We start from the raw sequence: 26,154 nt of genomic DNA, 5'->3' as shown, positions 1-26,154 counted from the left end.
GAGTTAGGATAAATCTATGAAAAACCAGCCCAATGACATGGTGACGTTTGAGTGGTTATTACCACTATTTAATCAGCAATTATCACAGGTAGCTGATGGCTGGCAATTAGGTGAAAAAAGCGCTGATTATGAGCAAATGTCACATAACTATCATCAAGTTAGTGGTGCCTTAACCATGCTCAACTTGCCTGCATTGGCAAGTTTGGCGACTAAGCTAAGTTTGTTAGCAGGAATAGGTAATGTCGTTAACCTAGAAGATGCTCTTGCAGACGACATTGCAATAAATTCTGGAACGGCTTCTGAAACAGGGTCAGAAATAGCTCCTGAAGTAGCATTTGGTACGGATAAAAGCCGTATTGGTCAAATAGCTCATCGATTACTCATGCGTGAGCTTGGACACTACGCGCGCACGGGTAGCTACCATGCTGCTTTGCTGAATAAAACCTCGGCTGAGCTGACACAAGTCTTAGCGCATTATGGTGTCGTGACCGACCATCTTGCAGATGCTTCTTTAGCCTCTGAAGCTGAGCATTCTGCTAGCATGATGGATAATGAATACCTTGATATTACAGTACCTGATGTTACGACAGCGGCAAATTTAGACCGTGAGCAATATCAGCAATTGTTATTGGTTTGGCGTCAGCAAGTACAAGCCTTACTAGCAGCTAATGCCAACACTCCCTCTATACTGACGGTTTTAGAAAAGGTCAGTCAATATTTATGGCAAACCGCAGCGGATACAGATTTACAGCGTCTTTGGTATCTGACTGAAACTTGGCTACATGACCTAGCAGACAATGAAACCCCAAAACCTAAACATTATGCCGCGTTATTAAGCCAGTTAGATGCGCTAATAGAATCCTGCGCGCAGCAAAACGAGATATCGACGGATATCATTAATAACTTAATAACCAGTATTTATATTGAGTTAAGTAACCTTGTCAATCATAGTGAAAACGCTCAATCTATATTGCATAACGTATCGCAGCCGGATGTAGAATCACGTTTTTTACCGCGCATACTCAGTCAAATTGAAAGTCTTATCTTTAATCTTGATAAACCTCACACGCTATTAAAACCTTTACAACACATAAACAACCAACTTGAGAGTCGCGGTTGGACATTTTTTTCTGCACAGACTTCCGCAATCCTAGCTGATATAGAGCGTGGTCTATCTGTATATGCAGAAGAAGAATTGACCCAAGAACATATGCAGGAACATAAGCAGGAACAGTGGCAAATTGAGCGCCAGCTGCAAGAATTATACGATGCTGTCTACAATACCGAACAAGTCATTGCTAGCAAAATAGGAAACGCGGCGTCGTTTACCTCTAAACCTGCAGTCATTACGAATGACGATCTTGATGGTTTTAATAGCGTTAATAGTGTTGATGGCTTACAAACAGAAAATAACCACCAAATTAAGGCAAATGATAAAGAGCTGCGTGAGTTGCGTATTGCTGTCGAAGACGTTAAGCAAGGCTTTAATGACTATATTCAGCGCCAAAACATCGAACTATTATCAGACTCAGTAGATTTTACTAAAATTAGCGAAGCCTTTGATAGTATGGGCTTGCCATCAATCCGTCACGCGACGGATAAAATAGCTGCTATATTTGATCAATTAAGCACCCATGAGATTAATGTACTCAGCTGGGACGTTACTGAAGCAGTGGCAGAAGGTTTAACATCGATTGAATTATTACTCGATTATCTGGCGCAGCAAGTTTTTAATCAAGCATTATTAGAACAAGCCAATGTCTATATTGATAAAGCTTCAACGTTGCTTACTGGCTATATCGATGCACCTGAAACAGTAAAAGATACTTTTTTAACGCAAAAATTAGCAGCGAGTAATGTACTGCGCTACGACGACAGTGGTGAAATTGCGCCTATTAATAATGACGACATTATTGACTCAGTTTTAGAGAGTGATGTGGCGAGCGATAATCTGAATCACTTTAATGGCAGTGATAAAACAGAAAGTGCTGCTTTATTAAGCGTCCGTAGTCAAATCAAGCCTGATAACTTTGATATCGACGAAGATATTCGTGACATCTTTATCGAAGAGGTTACAGAGGTTATTGCTGATTTAGAAGATTTTTTACCGATATGGCAGCAAGACGCACAGGATTTAACCCCGTTAACGGAAGTGCGACGAGGTTTCCATACCTTAAAAGGCTCAGGGCGTATGGTTGGTGCTTTTAGCATCAGCGAGATGGCATGGTCAATTGAAAACCTACTCAATCGTCTGTTGGAAAAAACACTGCCGGTGACCGATGAAGTCGTCGCGTTAGTGATAGAAACGACCCAGCGTCTACCAGCGATGTTGAGTGATTTTGAAGCACAGCAATTACCAAGCTTTGATCCTGCTATTACTATTGTGCAAAGCAATAACCTAATGAGCCAGCAACCTATCAATACAGGGCTAGAAACATCTGAAGTCATATCTTCTACCGCTGACGTTGAAGGAAGTAATTCTTTACTGGAAGAAAGTTTACTTTTAAACGAAACAAACTTAGACATTGAGCATGCCGATACTCTAGGAACGACAGAGCAAGTTAATTATACGATGGCAGAGGAAAAAGATATCTCTGCATCATTGATAGAGTTAGAAATCCCTGCGGTACTGCAACCATTTATGTCAGCAGCCCAGCCGTTACCGATAGATGCTGACGATGCTGATCCTGATATTAAAGAGATTTTCTTAGAAGAGGCCAATGAGGTCTTGGATGAAATCGTGCCTTTATATGAGCAGTGGCAGCTTGCTCCTGATGACTTAACCCAGTTGACTGATATTCGCCGCGGTTTCCATACCTTAAAAGGGTCGGGGCGTATGGTTGGTGCTAATACTAGTGCGGAGTTGGCCTGGTCGATAGAAAATATGCTCAACCGTATTTTAGATAATAGCATTACGGCTTCTACGGACATACAGCAGCTGATTGGTGATGTGCTGAGCGTGTATCCTGAGTTATTAACCACCTTTGAGAACGATAGCCAAGATTATCCTACTATCATGCCCTTATGGGTGGCTTGTGCGCAGGCTTATAGTAAACAGCTAGGTGATGAATTTAGCTACCCTGCGCTATACCAACAGTTATTAGGCACTCCTGCACCGTCTTCTGCACCAAGTACAAATCAAAGTGCTCAGGATGGTTTTGACGATGAGAGCAATGCTGACAATAGCAATCATATCGACAGCATGTTGCAAACGATTAATTCTGTGAATGAAAAAATGGCAGAAGCGCCCATCGTTTTGACCCCTCAAAGTGAAGAAGAACAAGCATTTTTTGACATTTTTATTGAAGAAGCAGAAGAGTTATTAGAGAGCGTTAATGACTTTGTTCGTCGCCATCAAGATGAGCCTTATGTGGCGGTAAGCGATGAGATTGTACGGGCATTCCATACCTTAAGAGCTGCTTCTGGGTCTAGTGCTTTGACAGCAATTAGCGAGGTTAGTGCGACCATAGAGCAGAGTTTAGAGCTGCTACAGCAGCAGGATACGCCGATGAGTGCGCAGCATTTAAAGGCGCTCGCCCAGTCTGCGACCCTGATTAATGGCTATTTGGATAACTATAAGCAAAACGTTCAGCAGCAAGATGTGTCGTTAGAAGAGATGCAAAGCCAGCAAGATATTGCTTCTTTGCAAGCGATGCTTGGTGAGCAGTATGCTATTAAAGATAGCGAGAGCACTGCTGATAATAAGCCAACGATAAACCAATTGTTGGATGATAATATCAATGAATTGCTCGATGCTGAATGGCAGCTAGAAGCCGCTTTGACTCATCCAGAAAGTGCGAAAGTCCAAGCTTATATAGCGCAGCAAATGGCACAAATAAAATACTTAAGCGGTAAAGCCCAAGAGTTTCCAAAGTTTACTGCCATCCTTAATGAGTTGGGCAAGGCTTATGCTTATTTAAGTCATCATCCTGAGCAGTCAATTGATACTGATATTCAAGCCATTTTACTGGCCGGACATGCGCAATTGGTCGGTTTATTTGATGCCTTGGCAGGTAGCAGCTCATTAAAAATTGATGAGCAGGTTCTTCAGCAGCTACAAAGTATTGCTCAGCGCCATGACAGTAATAATGAAATGATCGCTGATGACGCCGACATCAATGCTGAAACTGAAACTGAAGCCAACATTAATATTGCTGCAGAGGTTTATGCTGATGCTTCGGTACATAGTATCGCCGCGCCTGAGCTAGAGCTTGAAACCATCGATACCGATATCGAGCTATTAGAAATCTTCTTAGAAGAGGCGCAAGAGCTTGATGACGCGCTCAATGATAGCTTTAGTAAATGGCGCGCCGACATTAGTAATATCAATACTCTAAAAGTTTTACAGCGTCATCTGCATACCATCAAAGGTGGCGCGCGCATGGCAGGTATCCGTAGTATTGGTGACTTGACTCATGAAGCGGAGAGTATCTACGAGGCATTTGTAGAAGAAAGACGAGTACCAACCGCACAGTGGCTTGAGATTATGCAGGTCGTGCAAGATACGTTGTCATTACAAGTAGCGCACATTGTCCGCTATCAGCAATCGTTTTTCGCGCCTGAGTTGATTGAGCAGTTACAACAGTTTGAAAAAGCGAAGGCATTGCCAGATGTCGTCCAACTTATTGTACCGATGCCAAAGAACCATATTGATACTGAGTCGCAAGTACTGGCAGATGAATATATTCATCGTATAGAACAAGCAGCAGATAGCTTAAGTTTAGATAGAATTATCAAGCAATCATGGGCAAATGGCTTACCTGACCCTGATATTTTAGAAGTGTTTTTGGAAGAAGCAGAAGCCCTGACCAACCGTAACGAATATCTGCAATCATTCTTAAGTGATGCAAATGATACGGTGGCATTGCAGGCACTACAACGCGACTTGCATACCCTTAAAGGTGGCGCGCGTATGGTGACTGCTAGTGGTATTGCTGACCTTGCGCATGAAATGGAATCGGTATATACCGATTTTGTCGATCGTCGCCGTCCTGCTACCAAAAAAGTCTTAGAGCTATTAGTTGCCTGTCATGATTGGCTTGCAGATGCCGTATTTATTCTGTCGCAACAGGTGAATCCGCCAACCCCTGATTTATTGATTGAGGCATTACAGCAATTTAGTAAAAACCCAGATAGCTTAAAGCAGATACCGAAAGAATCATTGCAACCGCAGCGTGACGCCATTCTTTTGGCGAAACAAAAGCAAGAATCGACCTATATCCAAAAGGATATTAGTGAGATGCCGCTGATGGTGGCTAATACTGCTGAGCAAGAGCAGAACACCAACAATAATGAGATGATTCGTATCTCAGGTGGTCTGATTGAGCATATGATTAACCTATCGGGCGAGTCGGCGATTAACCGTGCGCGTATCGATATGGGCATGAGTAGCTTGACCAATAGTATTGAAGAGATGGGCACTACCGTACAGCGCTTAGCAGATCAGTTACGCCGGATGGAGATTGAGCTTGAGGCGCAGATTTTATCGCAAATCGATGACGAGCTGGTCAATCATGAAGGTTTTGACCCGCTAGAGATGGATCAGTATTCTTCATTGAATCAGCTGTCAAAATCTTTGACAGAGTCGGCGTCGGATTTGGTCGATATTAATAACACCTTATTAGAAAAAACCCGTGATAGTGAAAGTCTATTGCTACAACTATCACGAACGCAAACCGAGCTCCAAGATGGCTTGATGAACTCGCGTATGGTGCCGTTTACCCGTCTAACGCCAAGGCTTGAGCGTATCGTACGTCAGACAGCCAATGAGCTTAATAAGTCGGTTGAGCTCAAGATTATCAATGCTGATGATGAAATGGATAGAACCATTCTAGAACGCATTACCTCGCCGCTTGAGCACATGTTACGTAACGCCGTTGATCACGGGATTGAAAACGTTGCCACACGCCTAAAAGCGGGTAAAGAGCGTAGTGGGCAAATCACTTTAGAAGTACGGCGTGAAGGCAGTGAAATTGTCATTCAGTTAACCGATGATGGTCGTGGGATTGATGTAGAAGCAGTACGCAATAAAGCTATCTCTCAAGGTCTGATTGATGCCGACGACAGCACGCTAAGCGACCTTGATATTATGCAGTACATCTTTAATGCCGGTTTAAGTACCAGTAAGCAGGTGACACAAATATCAGGGCGCGGTGTCGGCATGGACGTCGTGATCAGTGAGATTCGTCAGTTAGGCGGCGCAGTATCAGTCGTCTCAGAGCTTGGTAAAGGTTCTCGATTTACCATGCGTGTGCCGCTTACCGTTGCTGTTTCTGATGCCTTGGTAGTGCGCGCAGCAGACCGCTATTATGCGATACCACTGGTGCAGATTGAGCGGGTTGTGCGTATCAATCCAGAAAAAATATACGACTATTATCAATCAGGCGCGGCGACGCTTAACTTTGAAGATACCGATTATCGCGTCCGTTATTTAAATGAGATTTTATCTGGTAATAAGTTAAATGAGCTGGTCGTCAATACCAATACTAGCGTGCCACTTATCATTATCAAAAACCGTAGTGGGCAGAATATGGCGCTACAGGTTGACCAAATCGCAGGCTCACGTATTGAGGTTGTGGTAAAACCTTTGGGGCAACAGTTCTCGAATTTATCAGGTATTTCAGCAGCGACTATTATGGGTGATGGCTCAGTCATGCTCATCCTTGATTTGATTGCCTTGATGCGTAATGTCACCTTGGTGAAAGAAGTCGCGAAACCTGCTGTGAGCATGCGCAGCACGACAGAGTCTAAAGCGACTATCTTGGTGGTCGATGACTCCGTTACGGTACGAAAAGTCACCTCACGTTTCCTAGAGCGCCAAGGCTTCACTGTGGTGCTTGCCAAAGATGGTATCGATGCGCTTGAGATTCTCCAAGAAACGACACCTGACTTGATGCTACTCGATATCGAGATGCCGCGCATGGATGGTTTTGAAGTCGCGACGCAAGTCCGCCATAATAGACGTCTGCAACATCTGCCGATTATTATGATTACCTCGCGTACGGGTGAAAAACATCGCGAGCGCGCCCTCGAGATTGGGGTCAATGACTATATGGGCAAACCTTTCCAAGAAAATCAGCTTCTTAGTAATATTGAAACCCTATTGGGTAAAGAGGCTAGCCTAGTCAATGAAGGATAACTTACGTGCCTTGGCGCTAAAAGACAAACATAAAAGTGATATCAAGGTATTGGTGGTTGCAGAGGACCATCATCAGCGTATGGCTTTTTCTGATACGGTACGTAGCTGTGGTTTACAGCTGGTTGACTGCGTATCGCGGGCGCAATTGCAAGATAAGTTTGAGAGCTATGAAGGCTCTATCCATATTTGGTTAATCGACGGTGATTATGACCATCATATGGCGACAGCAACGGCAGCCTCTAAAGCTGCCGCTGTGTTGGTAGGGTTCAGTCAAGCACCGTATCTTAATGAAGCACAGCAGTATGCTAAGTGGCAGCGTAAACTAAAGCGTAAGCTTGCCCAAATGTTGGCGCTGCCGATGTTAGTCGATAATGTTACTGATAAAAACACTGCCTATAAAAATGAGGCCAATGACTGGCGTTATGTGGTGTTTTTAGGGGCTTCAATGGGTGGCCCTAGCGCCGTCAAAGAGTTTCTAGACCACTTATCGCCTTTACTGCCTGTAAGTATTTTATTGGCGCATCACTTTAACCAAACCATGATTAGTACCTTACCGCGTATATTGAATCGTCATAATGAGTGGCGCTGTCAGCTGATTACCTCAACGCAGCGTTTGCGCACTGGGCAATGTCTTATAGTACCTATTGATAAACAAATTGTCTGTGATTCAACCGGTCGCATCATCTTGTTAGACCAGGCTTGGGAAGGCGATTATAAACCTGCTATCGGGCAAATTCTTAAAAATACCAGTGATGTCTATGGCAGTGAACTTATCAATATTATATTTTCAGGGATGGGTAACGATGGTACGCAGTATTTGGATTTAATCCAAGACAATGACAGTCAATTGTGGGCGCAAGAGCCAAGCTTAAGTGCCTGTCCTAGTCAGCCGCAAGCGATTATTGATTCAGGCTACTGTCAGTTTGTCGGCAGTCCTACAGCATTAGCAGAAAAACTTACTGAGTATATTACTGAAAGGGCGGTGAGCGCCCCTTTAGATTCATTTATTGTGAGCAACTTATGAAACAGATTCTAAAGCATTCGTTTGAAGCGGTGAGCTTACTAACCACTAACAATGGTATGCTCGACGTGACGGTTGTCCCAGCAGTTAACCAACCGGATTGGATTATTCCTAGCAGTTTGATTTTGAGTGTCGAGGAATGTAGCGAACATACCGATAGTTATGAGTGGCAACAGCAAGCAGTCGCGGTCTTCCATCTATTGCCACGCCATCAAACACCAGAGAAAATGATTGTCTTAGAGGGTAATACCTCCGCCCATCGCATCGCACTTCAAACGGCAGGCGAGCTGCGTCAGCTACAGGCGCGTATCTCTGATGTCAAAGATATCGACCTTCCTGAGTATTTTATTAAGACAGATGACAAAATCGATGATGTTGATGAACGCGTACAAGAAGATGATGTGCTATCCTACCTCTTTCAAACCGTGATGATTGATAATACGCTGTACTTGGTAGCAGATTTGGATAAAATAGCACACCAATTGGTTGATTTAGACTCCTAGTTTGCTTACGGTTAGGCTTCTCATAAAAATCTTTGTCATTAGCCTTGAGAGTGTTTAGCACGTGTCTTTATCAGCCAATCGCTGTTTGCCAATATCAGTGTATCAGTCAGCGCCAGTTAGTATGAATGAGCATCATTGAGCACTAATGAACAATAGGGGTGATAAAGTAAGCTATGAATACCATCAATTCAAACCTGACAAAGTGGTCGGTTGCTAGTCGAATCTTTCACTGGATTAGTGCCATCTTATTGCTGGTCACTTGGGTCATGATATTTTTATATGGCAATTTGGATAGTAAGGTCTATATCGGATTGCATAAGGCGTTTGGGATCAGTTTATTGTTTTGGATGATTGCCCGCGTGATCAATCGTATATTTACCAAAGCACCGCCTGCAGTTGCTATGCCAAAATGGCAGATGCTCCTCTCACAATTGTCACACTTTTTCTTATACGCTTTATTGATCGCTATGCCAACAGCAGGGCTGCTGATGTCAGTCTATGGCGGTAGAGCCGTTGATATTTTTGGCTTATTTCAAATCCCTGTCTTTGTCACACCAGATAGAGGCTTGGCCCGACTTTTTAATGACTGGCATACAGATATTTTATGGCCAATGATTATCGCCTTTACCTTAATTCATATTGGCGCCGCTTTATACCATCAGTTTATCAAAAAAGACAATCTGATAGCCCGTATAAAATAAAGGCTGGTAGATAAAAAGTAAGTATAAAAAAAGCCCTAAGTATGATGCTTAGGGCTTTTTTATGGCGCAATAAAGTGAAAAACTCTACTTTTTATGCTCAGGTAAACTGATATTCATTTCTAGCACATCTAAGCTATCTTCAGAACGATGATTGATATTGACATCATCAATCTGAACGCCGTTGACGTATTTATTAACCACTTCTAGTATTTCACGTTTCATTTTTTCGATACGGTCAGCGGTCAAACGATTGTTTAAACGATTTTCGCTTGCAACGATAACCTTTAGACGCTCAGTGGCCATATTGGCACTACCAGCATTACTGCTGTCATCGGTGCCGAATAGACTACTCCAAAATCCTTTTTTCTTACTCATTATTAACCCCCAAACCAGCGCTGTAATAGACTCTTTTTCTTCACATCAATATGACGTAATGGGCGCTCTTCCCCTAAGAAACGGGCAACGATATCGTCATAACATTGACCAGCAACAGAGTCGGTATAATGAATCACTGGCTCGCCGTGGTTAGAGGCTTCAAGCACTGAATGGCTCTCAGGAACCACGCCAAGTAACGGCACTTTTAGAATATCGTTAGAGATGGTATCGATATCCATCATCTCGTTAGCGGCGGCGCGGTCTGCATTGTAGCGTGTGATGATAAGATGCTCACGTACCGTCCCTTGGTTTTCAGCCACTTTCTTAGTTTGGCTTTGCAAGATACCAATGATACGGTCCGAGTCACGTACTGAAGAGATTTCAGGGTTGGTGACGATGATGGCTTCATCAGCATGATACATCGCAAGCTGCGCACCGCGTTCGATACCAGCAGGCGAGTCACAGATGATATAGTCAAACTGCTTAGACAACTCGTCCATGACTTCTGCTACGCCTTCGTCCGTCAACGCATCTTTATCACGTGTCTGACTGGCAGGTAGGATATATAGATTTTCCAATTGCTTATCTTTCACTAGCGCTTGGGATAGGCGTGCATTACCATTGATAACATCGACAAAGTCATAAACAATTCGATTTTCGCAGCCCATAATCAAGTCTAGATTACGTAAGCCTACATCAAAATCGATAACAACTGTCTTATAGCCACGTAATGCTAAACCGGCGGCAAAAGAAGCACTGGTTGTGGTTTTACCCACACCGCCTTTACCCGAAGTGATTACAACAATCTTCGCCACAATGGCACACTCCTATGAATTGATGGGATATTTATTATACAAAACAGTATAGATATAAAGTAGCACATTTGCTTGGCATTCACCTAGCGTATATGTGCTATCTGCGAGCGTAAGCCTAGCATAAATATACAAAAACTTATAGCAAGTCTATATTAAAGCACAAAAACAGCCGATATATCACATTTATGCTTGCTATAAGCAAACAGATTAGACAGCTAAAAAACGCTCTAGTATCTGCGCCCAAAGCCCGTACATATAGTCTAACGTAAATAGTGGCAGAGCTAAAAATCCATCATAGCGCAGTTTTGTTAAGTAAACTTACTACAATATTAATCATGCTATTTAGCCGCCAATTTAGTCTTTATCATCCATTTTTTAAGCTGATATCAATGCAATAATATAACTGCAATGAGGTCTTTGGATAATCTTAGTGTCATAGCTAATTTAAGCGTCGTCCATGACAGTAAAGACCAAGCCTTGACCTTCTAAATAACGTACTTCAACCGATTTATCAATCACATGCTCGGGTAGGTTGTCGCGTAAGCAATACGTACCGGCAACGGAGACTAATGAAGGGTTAAATACTTGGCAGAAAATACGCGCGTCTTTATCACCTGTTGCCCCTGCAACCAAACGACCTTGGGCGCGACCATAAACGTGTAAGTTATTGTCGGTAATGGCTTCAGCGCCGCTATTGACGCTGTTGGTTAGAATTAAATCGCCGCCAACATGATTGAGGCTTTGTCCTGAGCGTAGCATTTGATCGTAGATGAGGCTGGTAATTTGCTCAGCGCTGATAAGCGTTTCAGCAGTCAAGGCGGTTTCAGCTACTTCAGGTATCGCACTTGCTGCAATCGCTTGGTTTTCTACTATTGAACCCGTATTATCGGCAGTGGTGGTTGTAGAGTCAGCACTGTTGTTGGGCACAGTAGCCGCTACTTGGCTCAGCTGAGTAGTGGCTTTTTTACTCGGTAAAATACGCTCGATACGTTTACCATCAGCGGGAAATATCGCCAAGCGTAGCTCGCGAGCTTGCGCATCAAGCAAACCTGTGACCACACCGATAGGTTGCAAACCCCAAGACCAAAGCAGCTCGACCAACGCCGATAAATCTTGCTCGACCTCACTGTCAATCAATACCGGAATATTGCTGTTCTTGTTGCTCAGTGTGGTTTCAAGTTGGCTGGCAATCGCTGTAAAATCATCGGTGCTAAACTGCACCCGTGAAAAGGTCAGCATCTTGCCATAAAAAGCTAACGCCGGCGTGTTGGCTGAGGCGAGGGCATGCTGGTCATTGTCTGAAATCGTCATAATATAAATCCTCAAAAATGGTCGTATTGCGGTGTTCACGGTGCCGTTTTTATTATCAAAGTATGGCTATATAAAACTATAGTGATTAAAAGCCAGTTCTTTCTTATTAAGTCAGTTCTTGGTAGTTCGTTCTTGGTAATCCAGTTTTTGCTAAGCCCGCTTTGACTAAAAATGCTACAACCTAAGCATGTCCTGATGCTTCCACTGCTGCACTTTTATTTGTGCCTCAAACTCATTCAAACTATCGGCAATAATACTTGAGACTAATGTATCAAGGGCACTGTTATCGGTATCGATTTGAGCGACGCCGCTGGCAATAGCGACCATCAAAGCATCGAGACGTTCGGCGTCAAGCAGGCGCTCATTAAGCGCATATACCACATTTTCACCAATATTATGCCCGACATGTTGAAGCTGAGACTCAATTAAGCTACCAGCAATAGGTATCATGCGCAGATAGCGGCGTAGCTCAGGCGTATTGGCCAATCCCTCTTTAATCGCATTGCCCATTTCAGTGGCGATAATGGTGCCGCCGCCTGATGACTCGGTGAGTGCTTGGAGTTTTGGTGCCAGCTCTTTACGTAGCAGCGATAGCACCGCCGCCTCAATCTCATTGCGATTGCGCGCGATGGTCGACTCAATGAACGATTTATGCATTTTAGGGTCGGTGAGCTGCTGCCGAAAGGTCTGAATGGTCGTTAAGATGACGCGGTCAGACAGCTCTTCTAAAAGTAAATCGATATAAAAATTAATGCGGTTAATCCACGGCTGCGGCAATACTTGATAACCCAATTGATATAATCGGCGTCCGATAATCACCGCGCGAAATAAACGCAGCGCGCGCAGCTGCGGGAAACAGCCTAACACTTCATACCAGTGGACAAAAGGAAAAAAGAACCAGCGGTAATAAACCTTTTCTTTAATAGCAATCGCCCAGCGTAATAGCAGCTCTCCAATCAAAAATAAGGTAAAGAAGCCACCGGCTGTCCGTAACGAATCATGGATATTACTTTGATACCAGTTTAATGCCTCACTCAGGGTCAACCACTGCGTCGCATCACGACTAAAACCACTCATCAAAATAGCGTCAATACCGATTAATAATAAATCAATACTGATGGCGATAATCATCACGATATCATAGGTCAGCTTCAAGCGATTGGGCTTGGGACGATTCGGTCTTGGTGGTGGACTATTCGATAAGTCTGAGGACTGATTGCGCGCGGATGTTGATTCTATAGGGGCGCTGCTAGTAGAAGAGGCGGACACAGTCATACCTTATTAAGTGGTAAATGGCATCAGTAGTGAGTCGCTTTATGCCAATCACTACCAAATAAGTAACGAGTTTTAATGGTTATTCACATTATCAATGAATCATGCCAAAAAACAAGCCATCAACCATTATAATTTGGTATTTTAGCCATTATCTTTTTATAGAAAAAATCCGCTGACAGTAGCAACGGATTTTAATAATAGAGATTTTACATTTTATTCTAATCCTAAGGCATTTTATCAACCGCCGTGTCATCAAATTCAGCAAGCATCTCAGTAATGCGTTGATCCTTTTGACGCCAAATTTGCTCGACCCAATCAAACATCTGCGCTTTGACTGCGTCATCGTTTTCGTAACCACCGTTTTGAATACCCGCAAACAGCTCGTCAGGTATCTTAATATGGCGGACATCGACGCCTAAGCGTTTGATATTACCTTTCCACAAATCGCCATAGGTTGGTACGCCGTCAGGATAAACGATGGTCATATCTAAGATACCATCCATGTCAGCGCCCAAGGCGTTAATAGCCAGCGACAAACCACCGGCGCGTGGTTTTAATAGATGGGTATAGGGTGAATTTTGTTTATCGTGCTTTTCTTGGGTAAAGCGCGTGCCTTCTAAATAGTTCAATAAGGTAAAGGGCTTGTCTTTTAATAAGGCACAAGCACGCTTTGCTTCTTCGATATCTTTACCTTGAAGGGCAGGGTTTTTAGCAACCGCTTCTTTAGAGTGGCGGCGCATCATTGGGAAGTCTAAAAAGTAAAACGCCTGCCCCACAATAGGAATATAAATCAGCTCAAACTTGGTAAAAAAGCGGGTCAGCGGCAAGCGTTTTTCACTGATATATTGCACGATGCTGGTATCCACCCAAGATTGATGGTTACTGACCAGCAGGTACTTACCGTCCATATGGACATCATTTGGCAAATGAATGCGCCAGTCTTTACGCGGCAACATATTGTCGATGAGCGCATTGTTGCTGCTAATCCAGTGTTCAGCGATTTTAATCACTGTCTTATCGGCGATAGGAGCGCCGGTGATGATTTTACCAACCCCCATTAGCCATAACGGAATGCTACCGCCAAAGCTATTGGCAGCGATGACCCCAGTTGCTGTCGCAAGCGACATGGCTTTTGCTAATTTTGGCGTACGTTCGTGTATTTTTTGTATGGCAGAATTTAAGCGCATATCCAATTTCTTCCTATTCATTTCGTTAATCAAGCAACTTTTTTTAGAATTTTTTAATCAACCTCAAAATATATAACTAATGTATTCTTAATATGGACTCTTATTTATTAGTAATAATTTCGCCATATAAAAGCTCATGATATAAATAAGCCTCTGTTAACAAGCGCTTATATTTAATTGAGCTAACGTACTTTTTAATAGCATTTTTATCATTTTGAACTACTTAATACCTTAACTAAGTTCAGTTATTATTGAGTGTCAGGTTTTAGTATTATGGATGCAATAATCATTTTGTTGGCTGATTTTAGCAGAAAAATATTATAGTGTACGACTGTAAACGTGACTTGCGGTAGCAAATTGGCTCTGTTGCTAAGCAATAAGTCATAAATAGTTATGCACTTCTCATACATAGATGTGACAAAATATTACACACAAATGGATGGCAATTGCCATAATAATAGCAAGTGTGGATAAACATCTAAACGATATTGCTGACCAATAATTGCTGACCAATAATGGTCATAAGCAATATTTATAAAAAGCAAATTTATCTATCGATTTTTTTAACTTAAGAGGAAATATTATGCGTAATACATTAATGATTGCAGCAGTGGCATCAGGTTTGGCTCTAAGCGGTTGTGCTACAGATCCATACACTGGCCAACAGACGCTTAACAAGTCTGCACTTGGCGCATTAGCTGGTGCAGCTGGTGGCGCGACTATCTCAAAAGCAACAGGTGGCGACAAAACTGGTCGTGATGCTGCTATTGGCGCTGCACTAGGTGCTGGCGTTGGTTACTATATGGATCGTCAAGCCAAGCAACTTCAACAGCAAATGGCTGGTACTGGTGTGACGGTTACACCGAATGCTAATGGTAACATTGACTTGGTTATGCCAGGTAATATCACGTTCTCATTTGATGATGCGTCTTTAAACCCATCATTTAGACCAACGCTTGATAAGCTTGCCTCTACAATGAATGAATATAACCAAAACACCATTACTATCGCTGGTCATACCGACAGTAAAGGTGCTGATGCTTATAACATGAAGTTATCACGTGACCGCGCTTATGCAGTAGCGAACTACTTAAGTGCACGTGGCGTAGCTTCTAACCGTATCAACGTAGTCGCTTATGGCGAGTCGCGTCCAGTTGCTGATAACAGCAGTGAATATGGTCGTCAACAAAACCGCCGTGTAGAGCTAACCGTTAATGCGCCAAACAGCGTTCGTTAATCAATATTGATTGACTAAAAAATTGTTTGACTAAAAATCAAGAAAAAATAAAGAATGAGACAAAAAGACCAGCGCAAAGCTGGTCTTTTTTTGCCTGAAATTTGTCATAAAACTTATGTAGGATTTCAAAATTATATTTGATAATAGTTATCAATAACATTATAATTCGCAAGTATTTAATTCTGCTAGCATGTAATGATATTGTGAAATCGACAGTTTTACTCTAATCAATATTTGCTACTTATCTTGCTGAATTTTCTCCTTATAACTCTCTGGACTTCTACTTTGCTATTTTATTTAGTGTATCTCATCGAGGACGTGTATGAATATCAGCCCAGCGCCAAGCCGTAAAATTTTACCGACTACTTTAGCTGCTGCTCTGGCAGGGATATTAATGATATCGGGTTGTAGCAAGCAGTCTGATGAGACTGCAAGTACGGACGCCCAAGCTGACGTCCAAGGCACTGAAAAAACAGACAATAAAACCTCGTCAGCGGCCGCCCAAGCTCATATTGATCGTCTGCTGATTAGCTATGCTGATATGGCGCACGCCGCCTATAAAGATTCTTTAGAAACCGCCAAACTTTTACAAACGGCGGTTAATACTTATGTAGAAACGCCGACCCAAGAAAATCTTGACGCTGCAAAAGCGGCTTATAAAGCGGCGCGCCAGCCGTATTCACAGACTGAAATATTCCGCTTTGACGAAGGCTTTGTGACGGCTAATGACAAACGTGCGCTTGGCAGTATCGATGGCTGGGAAGGGCAGGTAAATGCTTGGCCGCTTGATGAGGCATTGATTGATTATGTGAGTGACAGTTATGAGGGTGAATATAACAGTCAGGACAATATTATCAACAGTGACAGCATTACAGTCGGTAGCCTAAAACAAGATACGACCACCATTACGCCTGAGTTATTGGCTGAGATGAGTGAGATTGGTGGCAGTGAAGCCAATGTTACCACCGGCTATCATGCGATTGAGTTTATGCTGTGGGGTCAAGATACCAATGGCGTCGGTGAGGGCGCAGGTAACCGTCCAGTGAGCGACTATATAGCACCCGACGGTGAATGCACCAGCGGTGACACGGTCAATACTGATGCCAGTATTTGCGAGCGCCGTGGGCAGTATTTAAAAGCGGTTACTCAGTTATTGGTTGATGATTTGACTGCGATGGAAGCCCAGTGGCAGCCTAACAGCGAAAACACCTTGCGTAGCGACATAATGGAACGTAAAGACAAAAATGGTCTACGTCAAATTATGTACCAAATGGGCAGCTTAGCACTTGGTGAGCTTGCATCTGAGCGCATACAAGTGGCCTTTGTCACCGGCTCTACCGAAGATGAGCATGAATGTTTTAGTGATTTAACCCATTTAAGCTATGCCAATAATGCCCGCGGTATTCAAAATGTCTTTAATGGTAGCTATAAAACCGTCGCCGGTAAAACGGTCGGTGGATATGGCGTTAAACACTATCTTATTGATACCGGTAATACAGAGGCGGCTGATAAGCTCGCGGCTGATTTTGCTAAAGTAGAAGCGGCCTTTAAGGTAATTGTTGATAAAGGCGAAAAAGAAGGCATCAAGGTCGACCAAATGATTGCGACGGTAGGACAAGCAAGCAAGCATGGTATCTCTGCTGAGGAGCAAAATAAACGCCGTGGTTGGATTGAAAGCAGCATTACGAGCTTACAAGAGCTAACCGCTGGTATTGAAAACGCTGCAAAAGCAGTTGGTATTGATAATCTAGACGCCGATGCAGGCTCACAGTTTTAAGACAATGCGTATTTAATACCGTCAATTGGCTGTGTGTTTGTCGCTGTACGTATAGGCTTGGTTTTATATGCCTAATAAGTCACTATAAGCGAATGAGAATTATTTTCATAGAAAAATAATTTAGGTATAATACACACGTTGTCGACTACCGTTGGCAGCGTGTTTTTTTTATAGCGTATTAATAGCCAGATATGTCATAGCGCAGTGAATACTATATTGAATAGAAATACTTATCGAATAGAAGTAAAAAAATTATAGCACGCGATTTTAATGGTTCTATATTAGAACTAAGGTTCCCTATGAGCAGCAGTAATGTGTTAAAAGCTAAACAATCTATCGCGTTTTATTGCTCTTTAATATTTAAGCATTCGCCACTGAAGCTATCGCTAGGAATAGTATGTGCACTATCAATAAGCGCCTGTCAGCCAAGCGATAATGTTGCTAATAATGCTACAGATGACGGCAAACCCTCGGAAAGCAGCCATTCTGAAGCAATCACTTCTGAACGTGTCCAGACTATTGAGACATTAGCTGGCGTGCCTATGCAGCAGCTTGCCAGCTTTGATGCGCAAGAAATTAAGCAAGGCGGCGATACTGGTATTAGTATCACCACTAGCGAGAGCTACTCTAAACCTTCCTCAAATATTACCGCTTCACGTAAAGGTTCTTTTTTTATCGGTAATGCATTTTTTAGGCAGCCGTGGGTGGTTGCGCCGGCGAGTACCGATAGCCGCGATGGGCTTGGCGCTTTATTTAACGTGGCTGCCTGTCAATCCTGTCATATCAAAGACGGTCGCGGTCATGCGCCGATGAGCAGTGAGGATGATGCTGATAGCTTGCTTATCCGCCTTGCTATGCCTGCTACTACCGAGGAGCAGCGCCAAAAATTAGAGAATTCCTTGATAGAGAAAGTTGTGCATCCCATGTATGGCGGCCAATTGCAAGATCGCGGTATTCAAGGTGTACCTGCTGAAGCGCGCATTGCGGTACAGTGGACAGACAAGCCCGTCACCTTTGCTGATGGTCATGTCGAAACACTGCGGTCGCCAACCTTTAACTTAACCAAACCCGGTTATGGTGCATTTGATGATGAGCTGATGGTGTCGCCGCGTGTTGCCTTACCTATGATTGGGCTTGGGCTACTCGAGCAAATTCCAGACGAAGCCATTAAAAAACAAGCGATAAAAACAAATAATGCCAATAGCGATATTAGCGGCAAATTTAACTGGGTTATGGATCCACAAACGGGCAAAGTGGCATTAGGTCGCTTTGGTTGGAAAGCTGGTCAAACCAAACTCACCACCCAAAACCAAAGTGCCTTTAATGAAGATATGGGGCTGACCTCCAATATCCGTCCGCATGAATCTTGCATGCCCACGCAGACCGCTTGTATAAATGCGGCAACGGGTGCTGATGAGCAAGGCAATGGCAAACCACCGGTTGAAGTCAATGATGAAGTGGCAAAGTTCGTTGAATTTTATACCCGCAATTTAGCGGTGCCGCATCGCCGCAATGCTGATGATAAGCTAGTATTAGCAGGCAAAAAACGCTTTTATGATATGGGCTGTCAAAGCTGTCATACGCCAAGATATCAGTTGCCAAAAACCGACGATGACCATCTTGAGCAGCATGGGCAAGTGATTTATCCTTATACCGATTTATTGCTACATGACATGGGAAATGATCTTGCTGATCGTACTATCGCTGGCAAGCTGCCATCGAAAGACTTACAAGTTGAATTTTTGGCCAATTCTTATGAATGGCGTACGCCTGCATTATGGGGTATTGGGCTTGCGCAAACCGTTGATTCGCAAGCGACATTTTTACATGATGGTCGCGCTCGTACGCTGATGGAAGCGGTACTTTGGCATGGCGGTGAAGCGGAAAAGCAGAAACAAAAGGTATTAAAGTTAGACAAACAAGGGCGCAGTGAATTAAATGCGTTCTTAAAGTCATTATAAAAGTCAGGCTATACACTTTAAAAGCCATTTAAAAGCTATTCAAAAATTGCCCGCCTTAAATGTACAGATTTAAATAATTACTCATATCAATAGCCATATAAATACCGAGAAACCTATGAAAATAAACCATGCTTTAGCAATGGCACTATCAGCACTAAGTGCGGGTATCCTTATCAGCTGCGTCAAACCTGCTGATGAGAGCAAAGCGCCAGAAGTAGACAGCCAAGTTGCCCAAGAGAGCGCTACTTCTACGGCTACAGCTGAAAAAGACAATAGTGCAGATAAGATTACCGCTGTTGATATTAGCGCCGATACTGAAAAGACCTATTTGACCCATGTGGCAAATGATATTGTTATTCCCGCTTATGCGGATGCCGCGAAGCAGAGTGATTTACTGCATGAGTTGGCACAGAAATCTTGTCAGCAAGCGCCAGTCAGCGGTGATGAGCTGCAAGCGCTGCGCGACCAATGGCTAGTGCTCGCACAAGCATGGGCTGGCGCTGAGATGATTAATTTTGGCCCAGCGACAGCGAGTATGAGTAATTTATATATCAATTATTATCCTGATGAGCGCGGTCTGGTACATGGTGGCGTTGCCGATCTCATTGCTACCAATCCCAAGCTTACCGCTGAGCAACTGGCTAACGAGAGCGCTATTGTCCAAGGTATACCAGGATTAGAAGAAGCGTTATATGCCAATGATAGCTTGAATGCTGGGCAATGTGCTTATGTGATGAGCGCAAGTAGTGCCTTAAGCACGCGCCTTAAAGATATTGAGAAAAACTGGCAGCAAAACTCAATCACTTTATTAGCGATTGATAAAACCGCTGAGAGTGACCAAGGTTTAAACCAATGGTTTAATTCTTTATTGTCATTGGTTGAGACCATGAAGTCCAATGCCATTGATCAGCCATTAGGCTTAACCGGTAAGAAAAAAGGTCACCTGCCAGCTGCGACCGCAGGGCAAAGCCGCGCGATTATCAATGCTAAATTGGCCACGCTCAATAAAGCAATGACCGATCCTGTCTTAACCGCTATTCTTGGTGGCAATAATGAAAACGCAGTGGCGGATAATCTATCGACCGCACTTGCTGATGCGACCACATTATTGGCGCAAATGCCAGAAGACTTAGCGACTGCTGATAAAGCTACCCAGCAAGAGCTGTATGACAAGCTTACGACCATTACGCGCATTATTAAACGCCAATTGATTCCGACGCTCGGTATCCGTGTGGGCTTTAATAGCACTGATGGCGATTAAAAAAATGCACTCTATCGATACTAAAACAGCAAATGAGTCACAAAAGCAGTCACAACAGCAACTACAAAATAAGCAGCCTAATAAAGAGCTGCTAGTAACATCCGCATTGACCATGCTGTCTGCTGTCATGGGTACAGCTGCGCTTGTCGGTATCCATCATCGTTATCGTAAGCAGTGTCACCCTGATGTAAGCTTGCAGGACTATGTAGTAGGTATGCGCTCGCAGTTGCAGTCGTTAACCGCAACATCAAAACGCGAGCTCGTGCAGTTTCGTCACGCTTATCAGCAAGCTACAACTGCATGGCAACAGGCTTATCGTTTACCGATAGATGATTTGAAAAATGCCAATAATAATAGCCTAGCTGACTTTAGCGCCGCACATACCACCACCGTACTACCGCGCCCCGTTTGTTGGGTTAGCGGTGTTGCCTCTATGCCAAAAAGTGTCGTATTAGCAAATGATGATGGCGCTGATGCCTGTCATAATGAAAATGACTTTGGTGTGGTCGGTATCGGTGCCGATAGACAAATCGTTTGGCAAACCACCATGCCTGAACGTGTCCACGATATTGTTGTTCAGCCTGTTTTTGACCGCGAAAGTAACTTTTCTAACCACAACCAAAATGCTAATCATAACCAAAATCGCGATGTCGTGGTCATGGGTCGGCGTCCGAGTGCAAAGTTTTGGTTATTAGACACGGCGAGCGGACAAGTAAATTTTGCTATTAAAGCATCTACTCATCGGCATTTTTATGGGCATGCTTGCTATAGCTTAGATGGTAAATTGCTCTATGTGACCGAAAATGACACCCTAACCTTAGAGGGTAAAATCGGTATCTATGATGCTAATGATAGTTATAAAAAAATAGCAGAATCTGACTCGTATGGTATCGGTCCGCATGAGCTGATTATGCATCCCGATGGTGAGACGTTAGTGATTGCTAATGGTGGTATCAAAACCGAGCAAGCGTCGCGTGAAGAGTTAAATCTAGACAGTATGCGTCCATCATTGGTTTACCTCAATCGTCATACTGGCGCTTTGCTTGAGCAGATTACGCCTGAACACAATCAAATGAGCGTACGTCACCTGGCCATACATGACGATGGAACGGTGATGATAGGTATTCAATTCCAAGGCGAAAAGCATATTAATGTGCCGTTAGTATTGACGCATAAACGCGGTGATAGTGAGTTTAAAGCGCTTATTATGCCCAATAACCAGTGGCAACGCTTCCATCAATATATCGCCAGTGTAGCGGTCGACAGTGAGCGTAACTTATTATGCGTAACCACGCCGATTGGGGGTTGTGCGGCGCTTTATGACTTAAATACTCGCACCTTGATAGATGATGTAAGCCTGCCAGATTGTGCAGGGGCAGCAGTATTATCAAATCAGAGTGCTGACAAAGCAGGCGATAATAATAGGCAGTCAGGCTTTATTGTTAGTGATGGCCAAGGTCAGTTAACGGCGTTAACTGTTGATAGCTTGGCAACGGCACAATTGGATACTGTAGAGAAAAGTGAGCGTATTCTTAAAGACAGCAAATGTCATATGATGTCGTTTGACAATCATTTGCAAGCGCTTTGAGCATGAATATGCCGTCTGCATACCAGTCATCTTTACTAGAGAAATCTATACAGCGTTTGGCGCAAGCGGATATTGAGCTACATATCAGCAAAAAGCGGGTCAAAAATATCAACTTTCGCTTAAAACCGCATAAATTAATGGTTTCTGTGCCATTGTTTATTAGTTCAGCCCAAGCTGTGCAGGCTGTGGCGAAACGTGTGCCATGGGCAATCGCTAACCACGGCCAAGTATTAGAGCAATATAGGCGGCGACAACTCCCTTCAAAAGAATTTTTAAAAGAGTCATCAACTGCCGATAGCACGCTGCTGTTATGGGGCGTAAAGCAATCATTCACCTTAAATTATGATGAAAAAATTACTTACTATCGACAACAGCTTTCTGAAGTCATACCTTCTCTGTTTGAAAAATGGCAACCAATTGTCGGTGCGACAGCCAATGAGATACGCCTAAAGAAAATGCATACGCGTTGGGGCAGTTGTAATACCCGTGCACGGCGAATTTGGCTATCTGTCTATCTGCCCGCTTATCCTATTGAATGTACCGAATATGTGATTGTCCATGAGCTATGTCATTTACATCATGCCAATCATAGTCGCGCCTTTTGGCAAACGGTGGCGACCGCGATGCCTGAGTATCAGCATTGGCACGATATGCTAGCAGGAAAGACGGGACAGTTAGATTAAACCCTTCATCTAAATACTATCAACAAGTACTATCAACAAGTATTATCAACAAGTACTATCAACAAGTACTATCAACAAGTACTATCAACAAGTACTGTCAACAAGTACTGTCAACAAGTACTGTCAACAAGCGCCATAAGACTGATATGATTAATGATAACGATACAAATTATGTCGTTTAAATAATAAGTCTTATCTATCGTATATACAGGGATGTCATATGGAAAACGTCAATCAAGCGGAGTTTTGGCAGCAGCGTTATGAGCAAGATAGTATCAGTTGGGATATGGGCCAAGTATCGCCACCGCTTAAAGCCTATATTGACCAACTGACTGAATCTGCTAAAGACCAAGCTATTCTAGTGCCGGGAGCAGGTAATGCTTACGAGGTCGGTTATCTGCATGAGCAAGGTTTTACCAATGTTACCTTGGTTGATTTTGCCCCTGCGCCGATTGAAGCGTTTGCGGAGCGCTATCCTGACTTTCCAGCTGAGCATTTAATCTGTGCCGACTTTTTTGAATTGTCGCCTGAGAAGTATCAGTTTGATTGGGTGCTTGAGCAGACGTTTTTTTGTGCGATAAATCCTGCGCGCCGTGATGAATATGTAGCGCAGATGGCAGCATTATTGAAACCGAATGGTAAGCTGGTTGGTTTGCTGTTTGATAAAGATTTTGGACGAGACGAGCCACCGTTTGGCGGTACAAAAGCTGAATACCAACAGCGTTTTGCGCCTTATTTTGATATTGAGATTATGGAGACAAGTTATAACTCACATCCCGCACGGCAGGGCAGTGAGCTGTTTATTAAGATGCAAGCAAAATAATCTCACGCTTGATGTTTTCTCGAGCCTGTGTTTCTAACCGCGTAGAATAATAATCCGTCAGATAAAGCGTTGGATGCGCTAACAATCCTTTTAATACTGCTATGCGTCCAACGCGATAATCTATATTTGAGATATGCGCATATTCTTGGCGCACAGCTTGTGCGTACTGTTCATACTCAGGCCAAGATGCCCCTAAAATACTTAAGTCCATATCTAGTAAATAGGCGGCATCGCTTTTTCTAGCTTTGTCTGACCCTTCATCAATGTCGGCAATTTGATGGCTAGCCGTCATCATTATCAGCGCGTAGATATATTGGCATTGCTCAGCAGTCAGATAGGGACTTAACGAGTCTACGGCATATTCTGCACTTTTAAGCTCATTATCTGAGCGCGTCGGCGCATATATCACGTCATGATAAAACAGTGCCAATGCGATAATATGCGGCTTATTTAAATGGTGCTTAATCTGTTCAAACTGCGTAAATAATTGCTGAATATGCTGCAAGCTATGATAAGCGCGCTGGCTTTCGTTATAACGGACGGCGATATCTTGCCAAAGTGCTATTAATATTGCTGGCTCGATAGCATTATTAATAGCCGTTAAATGCCACTCGAAAAGCTTACCGAGCTCAGTCTCTATTTGTGACAACCCGTCCATAGTTAGCCTTTATTTAATGACTGCAATCTATTAGCAAATGCTTACTTCTTACTAGCCGCATCTTCAAATGCTTGTTTAAAGAGCTTGCCTAATAAATTAACATCATCGACGCGGGCATAATTTAAACGAGTGACAAAGGCGATATGACGATGCGGTCCTTCCTCGGCTAGTGGCACCGCAACTGCATTTTGATTTTGCAGATGTAGCTGGTCTAATGCCATCTCTGGCACTAATGTCGTCCCCATATTGGCAAGTGCCATTTGAATAAGGGTATTTAAGCTGGCATCAGAAAAACTCGATTTCATTTGCGCGCGGTCAAAATGACAGACCGTCAGTGTTTGATCCGTCAAGCAATGTCCTTCACCTAATAGCATTAGATTGGCCGTTGCTAGCTCATCAGCATTGATGGTTTTAAGTTTGGCATGGACGTCATCTTTTGGGAAGACGGCAAAAAAGTCCTCGCTCCAAAACTCAAAAGTATGCAAGCCATCGACTGCATACGGTAGCGCAATAATCGCAGTATCAATATGACCGTAGCGCACTTGCTCAAGCAAACGCTCGGTTTGCTGCTCGACAATGGTCATACGAAATTCTGGATAGTGCTCACGTAGCGCAGGCAACACTTTTGGCAGCAAATAAGGGGCAATCGTTGGAATGATCCCGACGGTCATAGGGTAAGCAAGCGGTGACTGATGGCTGTGCGCGCGCGTGGTCAAATCATTGACTTCCGAAAACACGCGCTGCGCCCGCGTCAAGATATCTTCACCGATAGGCGTAATCAAGACTTGCTTATTATTACGCTCAAAAATCTGCGTATCAAGCTGTTTTTCTAACTCGGCGATACCCAAGCTCAGCGCTGATTGTGAGATATTACAGTCTTCTGCCGCACGCTTAAAATGACGATGTTTGGCAACGGCTAAGGCAAACTCAAGTTGACGTAAGGTAATCATAAAACCTCTCTGTTAATGGGTTTTTAACGCAATTTGTTTTACTCGTTTATCTTGTGTACTATAGCAATTTAATGCCGATGTACGGATAAAAAAGCAGATAGAATAGTTTAACAAGTTTAATAAAACAAAACATCACATTAAAAACTTTTAACTGGATTAACCATAGAATTCGCGTATAGTTTGTCAGGTAGCCCAGTTAAGCAAAGGGTTAGTAGAAACAACCAACAATAAACATCCATTAACTCAACAACAATCAATCAAAAAAAGGAGCCAATCATGGCGTCTATTATCAATCAAGAAATCCCAGAGTTTTCAGCAGATGCGTTTGTAAACGGTGAGTTCAAAACCATCACTTCAGAAGACGTAAAAGGCAGCTGGGCAATCTTCCTATTTTACCCAGCTGACTTTACCTTTGTTTGCCCAACTGAACTTGAAGACATGGCAGCTCATTACGAAGAGCTTAAAGGTTTGGGCGTAGAAGTGTACTCAGTATCAACCGATACGCATTTCACCCACAAAGCATGGCATGATTCTTCAGAAGCCATCGGCAAAGTAACTTACCCAATGATCGGCGATCCTACTGGTCGTATCACTCGTGGCTTTAACGTCATGATTGAAGAAGCAGGTTTGGCTGAGCGCGGTACATTCTTAGTGGATCCAGACGGCTTGATTCAAGTTGCTGAAATCCATGCAGGCGGCATCGGCCGTAGTGCAAAAGACATGCTACGTAAAGTAAAAGCAGCACAGTATGTTCGTGAAAACGACGGCGAAGTTTGCCCAGCAGCTTGGGAACAAGGTCAAGAAACTCTTAAACCAAGCCTTGATCTAGTTGGTAAAATCTAAGTCTTCCTTTATTAGACTAAATTTATTAGATTAAGATTTTAGTATTA

19 protein-coding genes are annotated in these 26,154 nt (G+C 43.3%); 12 read left to right on the top strand and 7 right to left on the bottom strand.

The annotated features are described in order from the left end of the window. The first annotated feature begins 16 nt into the window (after positions 1–16). From JMX50_RS02395 to JMX50_RS02380, 4 genes are all read left to right on the top strand, one after another. Positions 17–7,138 (top strand): Hpt domain-containing protein, encoded by a 7,122-nt coding sequence (locus JMX50_RS02395; RefSeq protein ID WP_201628272.1) that lies wholly within the window; start codon positions 17–19, stop codon positions 7,136–7,138. After that, positions 7,128–8,162, top strand: coding sequence for a chemotaxis protein CheB (locus tag JMX50_RS02390; protein WP_201628271.1), 1,035 nt, complete (start codon positions 7,128–7,130; stop codon positions 8,160–8,162). Before JMX50_RS02395 ends, JMX50_RS02390 begins: the two co-directional genes overlap by 11 nt. Next, positions 8,159–8,662 (top strand): hypothetical protein, encoded by a 504-nt coding sequence (locus JMX50_RS02385; protein ID WP_201564879.1) that lies wholly within the window; start codon positions 8,159–8,161, stop codon positions 8,660–8,662. Before JMX50_RS02390 ends, JMX50_RS02385 begins: the two co-directional genes overlap by 4 nt. Before the next feature lie 173 nt (positions 8,663–8,835). Further along, positions 8,836–9,363 carry a cytochrome b gene (locus JMX50_RS02380; RefSeq protein WP_201619207.1) on the top strand — a complete coding sequence of 176 codons (528 nt, stop codon included), beginning with the start codon at positions 8,836–8,838 and terminating at the stop codon, positions 9,361–9,363. 84 nt (positions 9,364–9,447) lie between these two features. Here JMX50_RS02380 and minE read toward each other — a convergent pair whose 3' ends face one another. The 5 genes from minE to JMX50_RS02355 form a co-directional block, all read right to left on the bottom strand. Further along, positions 9,448–9,738 carry a cell division topological specificity factor MinE gene (gene minE, locus JMX50_RS02375; protein ID WP_183620257.1) on the bottom strand — a complete coding sequence of 97 codons (291 nt, stop codon included), beginning with the start codon at positions 9,736–9,738 and terminating at the stop codon, positions 9,448–9,450. Positions 9,739–9,740: 2 nt separating this feature from the next. Then, positions 9,741–10,553 (bottom strand): septum site-determining protein MinD, encoded by an 813-nt coding sequence (gene minD / locus JMX50_RS02370; protein WP_183620258.1) that lies wholly within the window; start codon positions 10,551–10,553, stop codon positions 9,741–9,743. Between the two features lie 444 nt (positions 10,554–10,997). After that, positions 10,998–11,864, bottom strand: a complete 867-nt coding sequence (gene minC / locus JMX50_RS02365; protein ID WP_201628270.1) for a septum site-determining protein MinC — start codon at positions 11,862–11,864, stop codon at positions 10,998–11,000. Positions 11,865–12,038: 174 nt separating this feature from the next. Continuing rightward, on the bottom strand, positions 12,039–13,133 hold the full coding sequence (locus JMX50_RS02360; RefSeq protein WP_201628269.1) for a hypothetical protein: 1,095 nt from the start codon (positions 13,131–13,133) through the stop codon (positions 12,039–12,041). 230 nt (positions 13,134–13,363) lie between these two features. Next, a complete protein-coding gene (locus JMX50_RS02355; RefSeq protein WP_201628268.1) occupies positions 13,364–14,326 on the bottom strand; it encodes an acyltransferase in 963 nt (320 codons plus the stop codon). A gap of 583 nt (positions 14,327–14,909) precedes the next feature. Here JMX50_RS02355 and JMX50_RS02350 point away from each other — a divergent pair. The 7 genes from JMX50_RS02350 to JMX50_RS02320 all read left to right on the top strand — a co-directional run bounded on the left by JMX50_RS02350 (position 14,910) and on the right by JMX50_RS02320 (position 23,656). Then, positions 14,910–15,563 carry an OmpA family protein gene (locus JMX50_RS02350; RefSeq protein WP_201564874.1) on the top strand — a complete coding sequence of 218 codons (654 nt, stop codon included), beginning with the start codon at positions 14,910–14,912 and terminating at the stop codon, positions 15,561–15,563. 322 nt (positions 15,564–15,885) lie between these two features. Then, positions 15,886–17,340, top strand: coding sequence for an imelysin family protein (locus JMX50_RS02345; protein WP_201628267.1), 1,455 nt, complete (start codon positions 15,886–15,888; stop codon positions 17,338–17,340). A 299-nt stretch (positions 17,341–17,639) separates the two neighbouring features. Next, positions 17,640–19,301 carry a di-heme oxidoredictase family protein gene (locus tag JMX50_RS02340; RefSeq protein ID WP_201628266.1) on the top strand — a complete coding sequence of 554 codons (1,662 nt, stop codon included), beginning with the start codon at positions 17,640–17,642 and terminating at the stop codon, positions 19,299–19,301. 115 nt (positions 19,302–19,416) lie between these two features. Beyond that, on the top strand, positions 19,417–20,562 hold the full coding sequence (locus JMX50_RS02335) for an imelysin family protein (RefSeq protein ID WP_201628265.1): 1,146 nt from the start codon (positions 19,417–19,419) through the stop codon (positions 20,560–20,562). Continuing rightward, positions 20,531–22,150 carry a DUF1513 domain-containing protein gene (locus tag JMX50_RS02330; RefSeq protein WP_227670864.1) on the top strand — a complete coding sequence of 540 codons (1,620 nt, stop codon included), beginning with the start codon at positions 20,531–20,533 and terminating at the stop codon, positions 22,148–22,150. Before JMX50_RS02335 ends, JMX50_RS02330 begins: the two co-directional genes overlap by 32 nt. A 2-nt stretch (positions 22,151–22,152) precedes the next feature. Next, entirely contained in the window at positions 22,153–22,833 is a 681-nt protein-coding gene (locus JMX50_RS02325) for a M48 family metallopeptidase (protein WP_201628264.1), read from the top strand. A 220-nt stretch (positions 22,834–23,053) separates the two neighbouring features. After that, positions 23,054–23,656: a methyltransferase domain-containing protein gene (locus JMX50_RS02320; RefSeq protein WP_201628263.1), complete on the top strand. Its 603-nt coding sequence runs from the start codon at positions 23,054–23,056 to the stop codon at positions 23,654–23,656. Here JMX50_RS02320 and JMX50_RS02315 read toward each other — a convergent pair. Together JMX50_RS02315 and JMX50_RS02310 are read right to left on the bottom strand one after the other, a co-directional pair. Then, positions 23,637–24,314, bottom strand: coding sequence for a hypothetical protein (locus JMX50_RS02315; protein ID WP_201628262.1), 678 nt, complete (start codon positions 24,312–24,314; stop codon positions 23,637–23,639). The two genes, JMX50_RS02320 and JMX50_RS02315, sit on opposite strands and share 20 nt — an antisense overlap. 41 nt (positions 24,315–24,355) lie before the next feature. Then, positions 24,356–25,264, bottom strand: a complete 909-nt coding sequence (locus JMX50_RS02310; protein ID WP_201564867.1) for a hydrogen peroxide-inducible genes activator — start codon at positions 25,262–25,264, stop codon at positions 24,356–24,358. Between the two features lie 276 nt (positions 25,265–25,540). On the opposite strand from JMX50_RS02310, the gene ahpC reads away from it, so the two are divergent. Then, positions 25,541–26,107 (top strand): alkyl hydroperoxide reductase subunit C, encoded by a 567-nt coding sequence (ahpC, locus tag JMX50_RS02305; RefSeq protein ID WP_201564866.1) that lies wholly within the window; start codon positions 25,541–25,543, stop codon positions 26,105–26,107. The last annotated feature ends 47 nt before the right edge of the window (positions 26,108–26,154 follow it).

It is taken from the genome of Psychrobacter maritimus (assembly GCF_904846345.1).
Classification (GTDB): domain Bacteria; phylum Pseudomonadota; class Gammaproteobacteria; order Pseudomonadales; family Moraxellaceae; genus Psychrobacter; species Psychrobacter maritimus.
Note: the sequence above shows the minus strand (reverse complement) of the source record. Positions and strands in the feature narration are given on the sequence as shown.

Bases quoted from the DNA above. Each gene is read 5' to 3' on its own strand.
- JMX50_RS02310 (WP_201564867.1), bottom strand. From the start codon at position 25,264: ATGATTACCTTACGTCAACTTGAGTTTGCCTTAGCCGTTGCCAAACAT.
- JMX50_RS02320 (WP_201628263.1), top strand. From the start codon at position 23,054: ATGGAAAACGTCAATCAAGCGGAGTTTTGGCAGCAGCGTTATGAGCAA.
- JMX50_RS02345 (WP_201628267.1), top strand. From the start codon at position 15,886: ATGAATATCAGCCCAGCGCCAAGCCGTAAAATTTTACCGACTACTTTA.
- ahpC (WP_201564866.1), top strand. From the start codon at position 25,541: ATGGCGTCTATTATCAATCAAGAAATCCCAGAGTTTTCAGCAGATGCG.
- JMX50_RS02390 (WP_201628271.1), top strand. From the start codon at position 7,128: ATGAAGGATAACTTACGTGCCTTGGCGCTAAAAGACAAACATAAAAGT.
- JMX50_RS02340 (WP_201628266.1), top strand. From the start codon at position 17,640: ATGAGCAGCAGTAATGTGTTAAAAGCTAAACAATCTATCGCGTTTTAT.
- JMX50_RS02395 (WP_201628272.1), top strand. From the start codon at position 17: ATGAAAAACCAGCCCAATGACATGGTGACGTTTGAGTGGTTATTACCA.
- minC (WP_201628270.1), bottom strand. From the start codon at position 11,864: ATGACGATTTCAGACAATGACCAGCATGCCCTCGCCTCAGCCAACACG.
- JMX50_RS02315 (WP_201628262.1), bottom strand. From the start codon at position 24,314: ATGGACGGGTTGTCACAAATAGAGACTGAGCTCGGTAAGCTTTTCGAG.
- JMX50_RS02350 (WP_201564874.1), top strand. From the start codon at position 14,910: ATGCGTAATACATTAATGATTGCAGCAGTGGCATCAGGTTTGGCTCTA.
- minE (WP_183620257.1), bottom strand. From the start codon at position 9,738: ATGAGTAAGAAAAAAGGATTTTGGAGTAGTCTATTCGGCACCGATGAC.
- JMX50_RS02355 (WP_201628268.1), bottom strand. From the start codon at position 14,326: ATGCGCTTAAATTCTGCCATACAAAAAATACACGAACGTACGCCAAAA.
- JMX50_RS02385 (WP_201564879.1), top strand. From the start codon at position 8,159: ATGAAACAGATTCTAAAGCATTCGTTTGAAGCGGTGAGCTTACTAACC.
- JMX50_RS02325 (WP_201628264.1), top strand. From the start codon at position 22,153: ATGAATATGCCGTCTGCATACCAGTCATCTTTACTAGAGAAATCTATA.
- JMX50_RS02335 (WP_201628265.1), top strand. From the start codon at position 19,417: ATGAAAATAAACCATGCTTTAGCAATGGCACTATCAGCACTAAGTGCG.
- JMX50_RS02380 (WP_201619207.1), top strand. From the start codon at position 8,836: ATGAATACCATCAATTCAAACCTGACAAAGTGGTCGGTTGCTAGTCGA.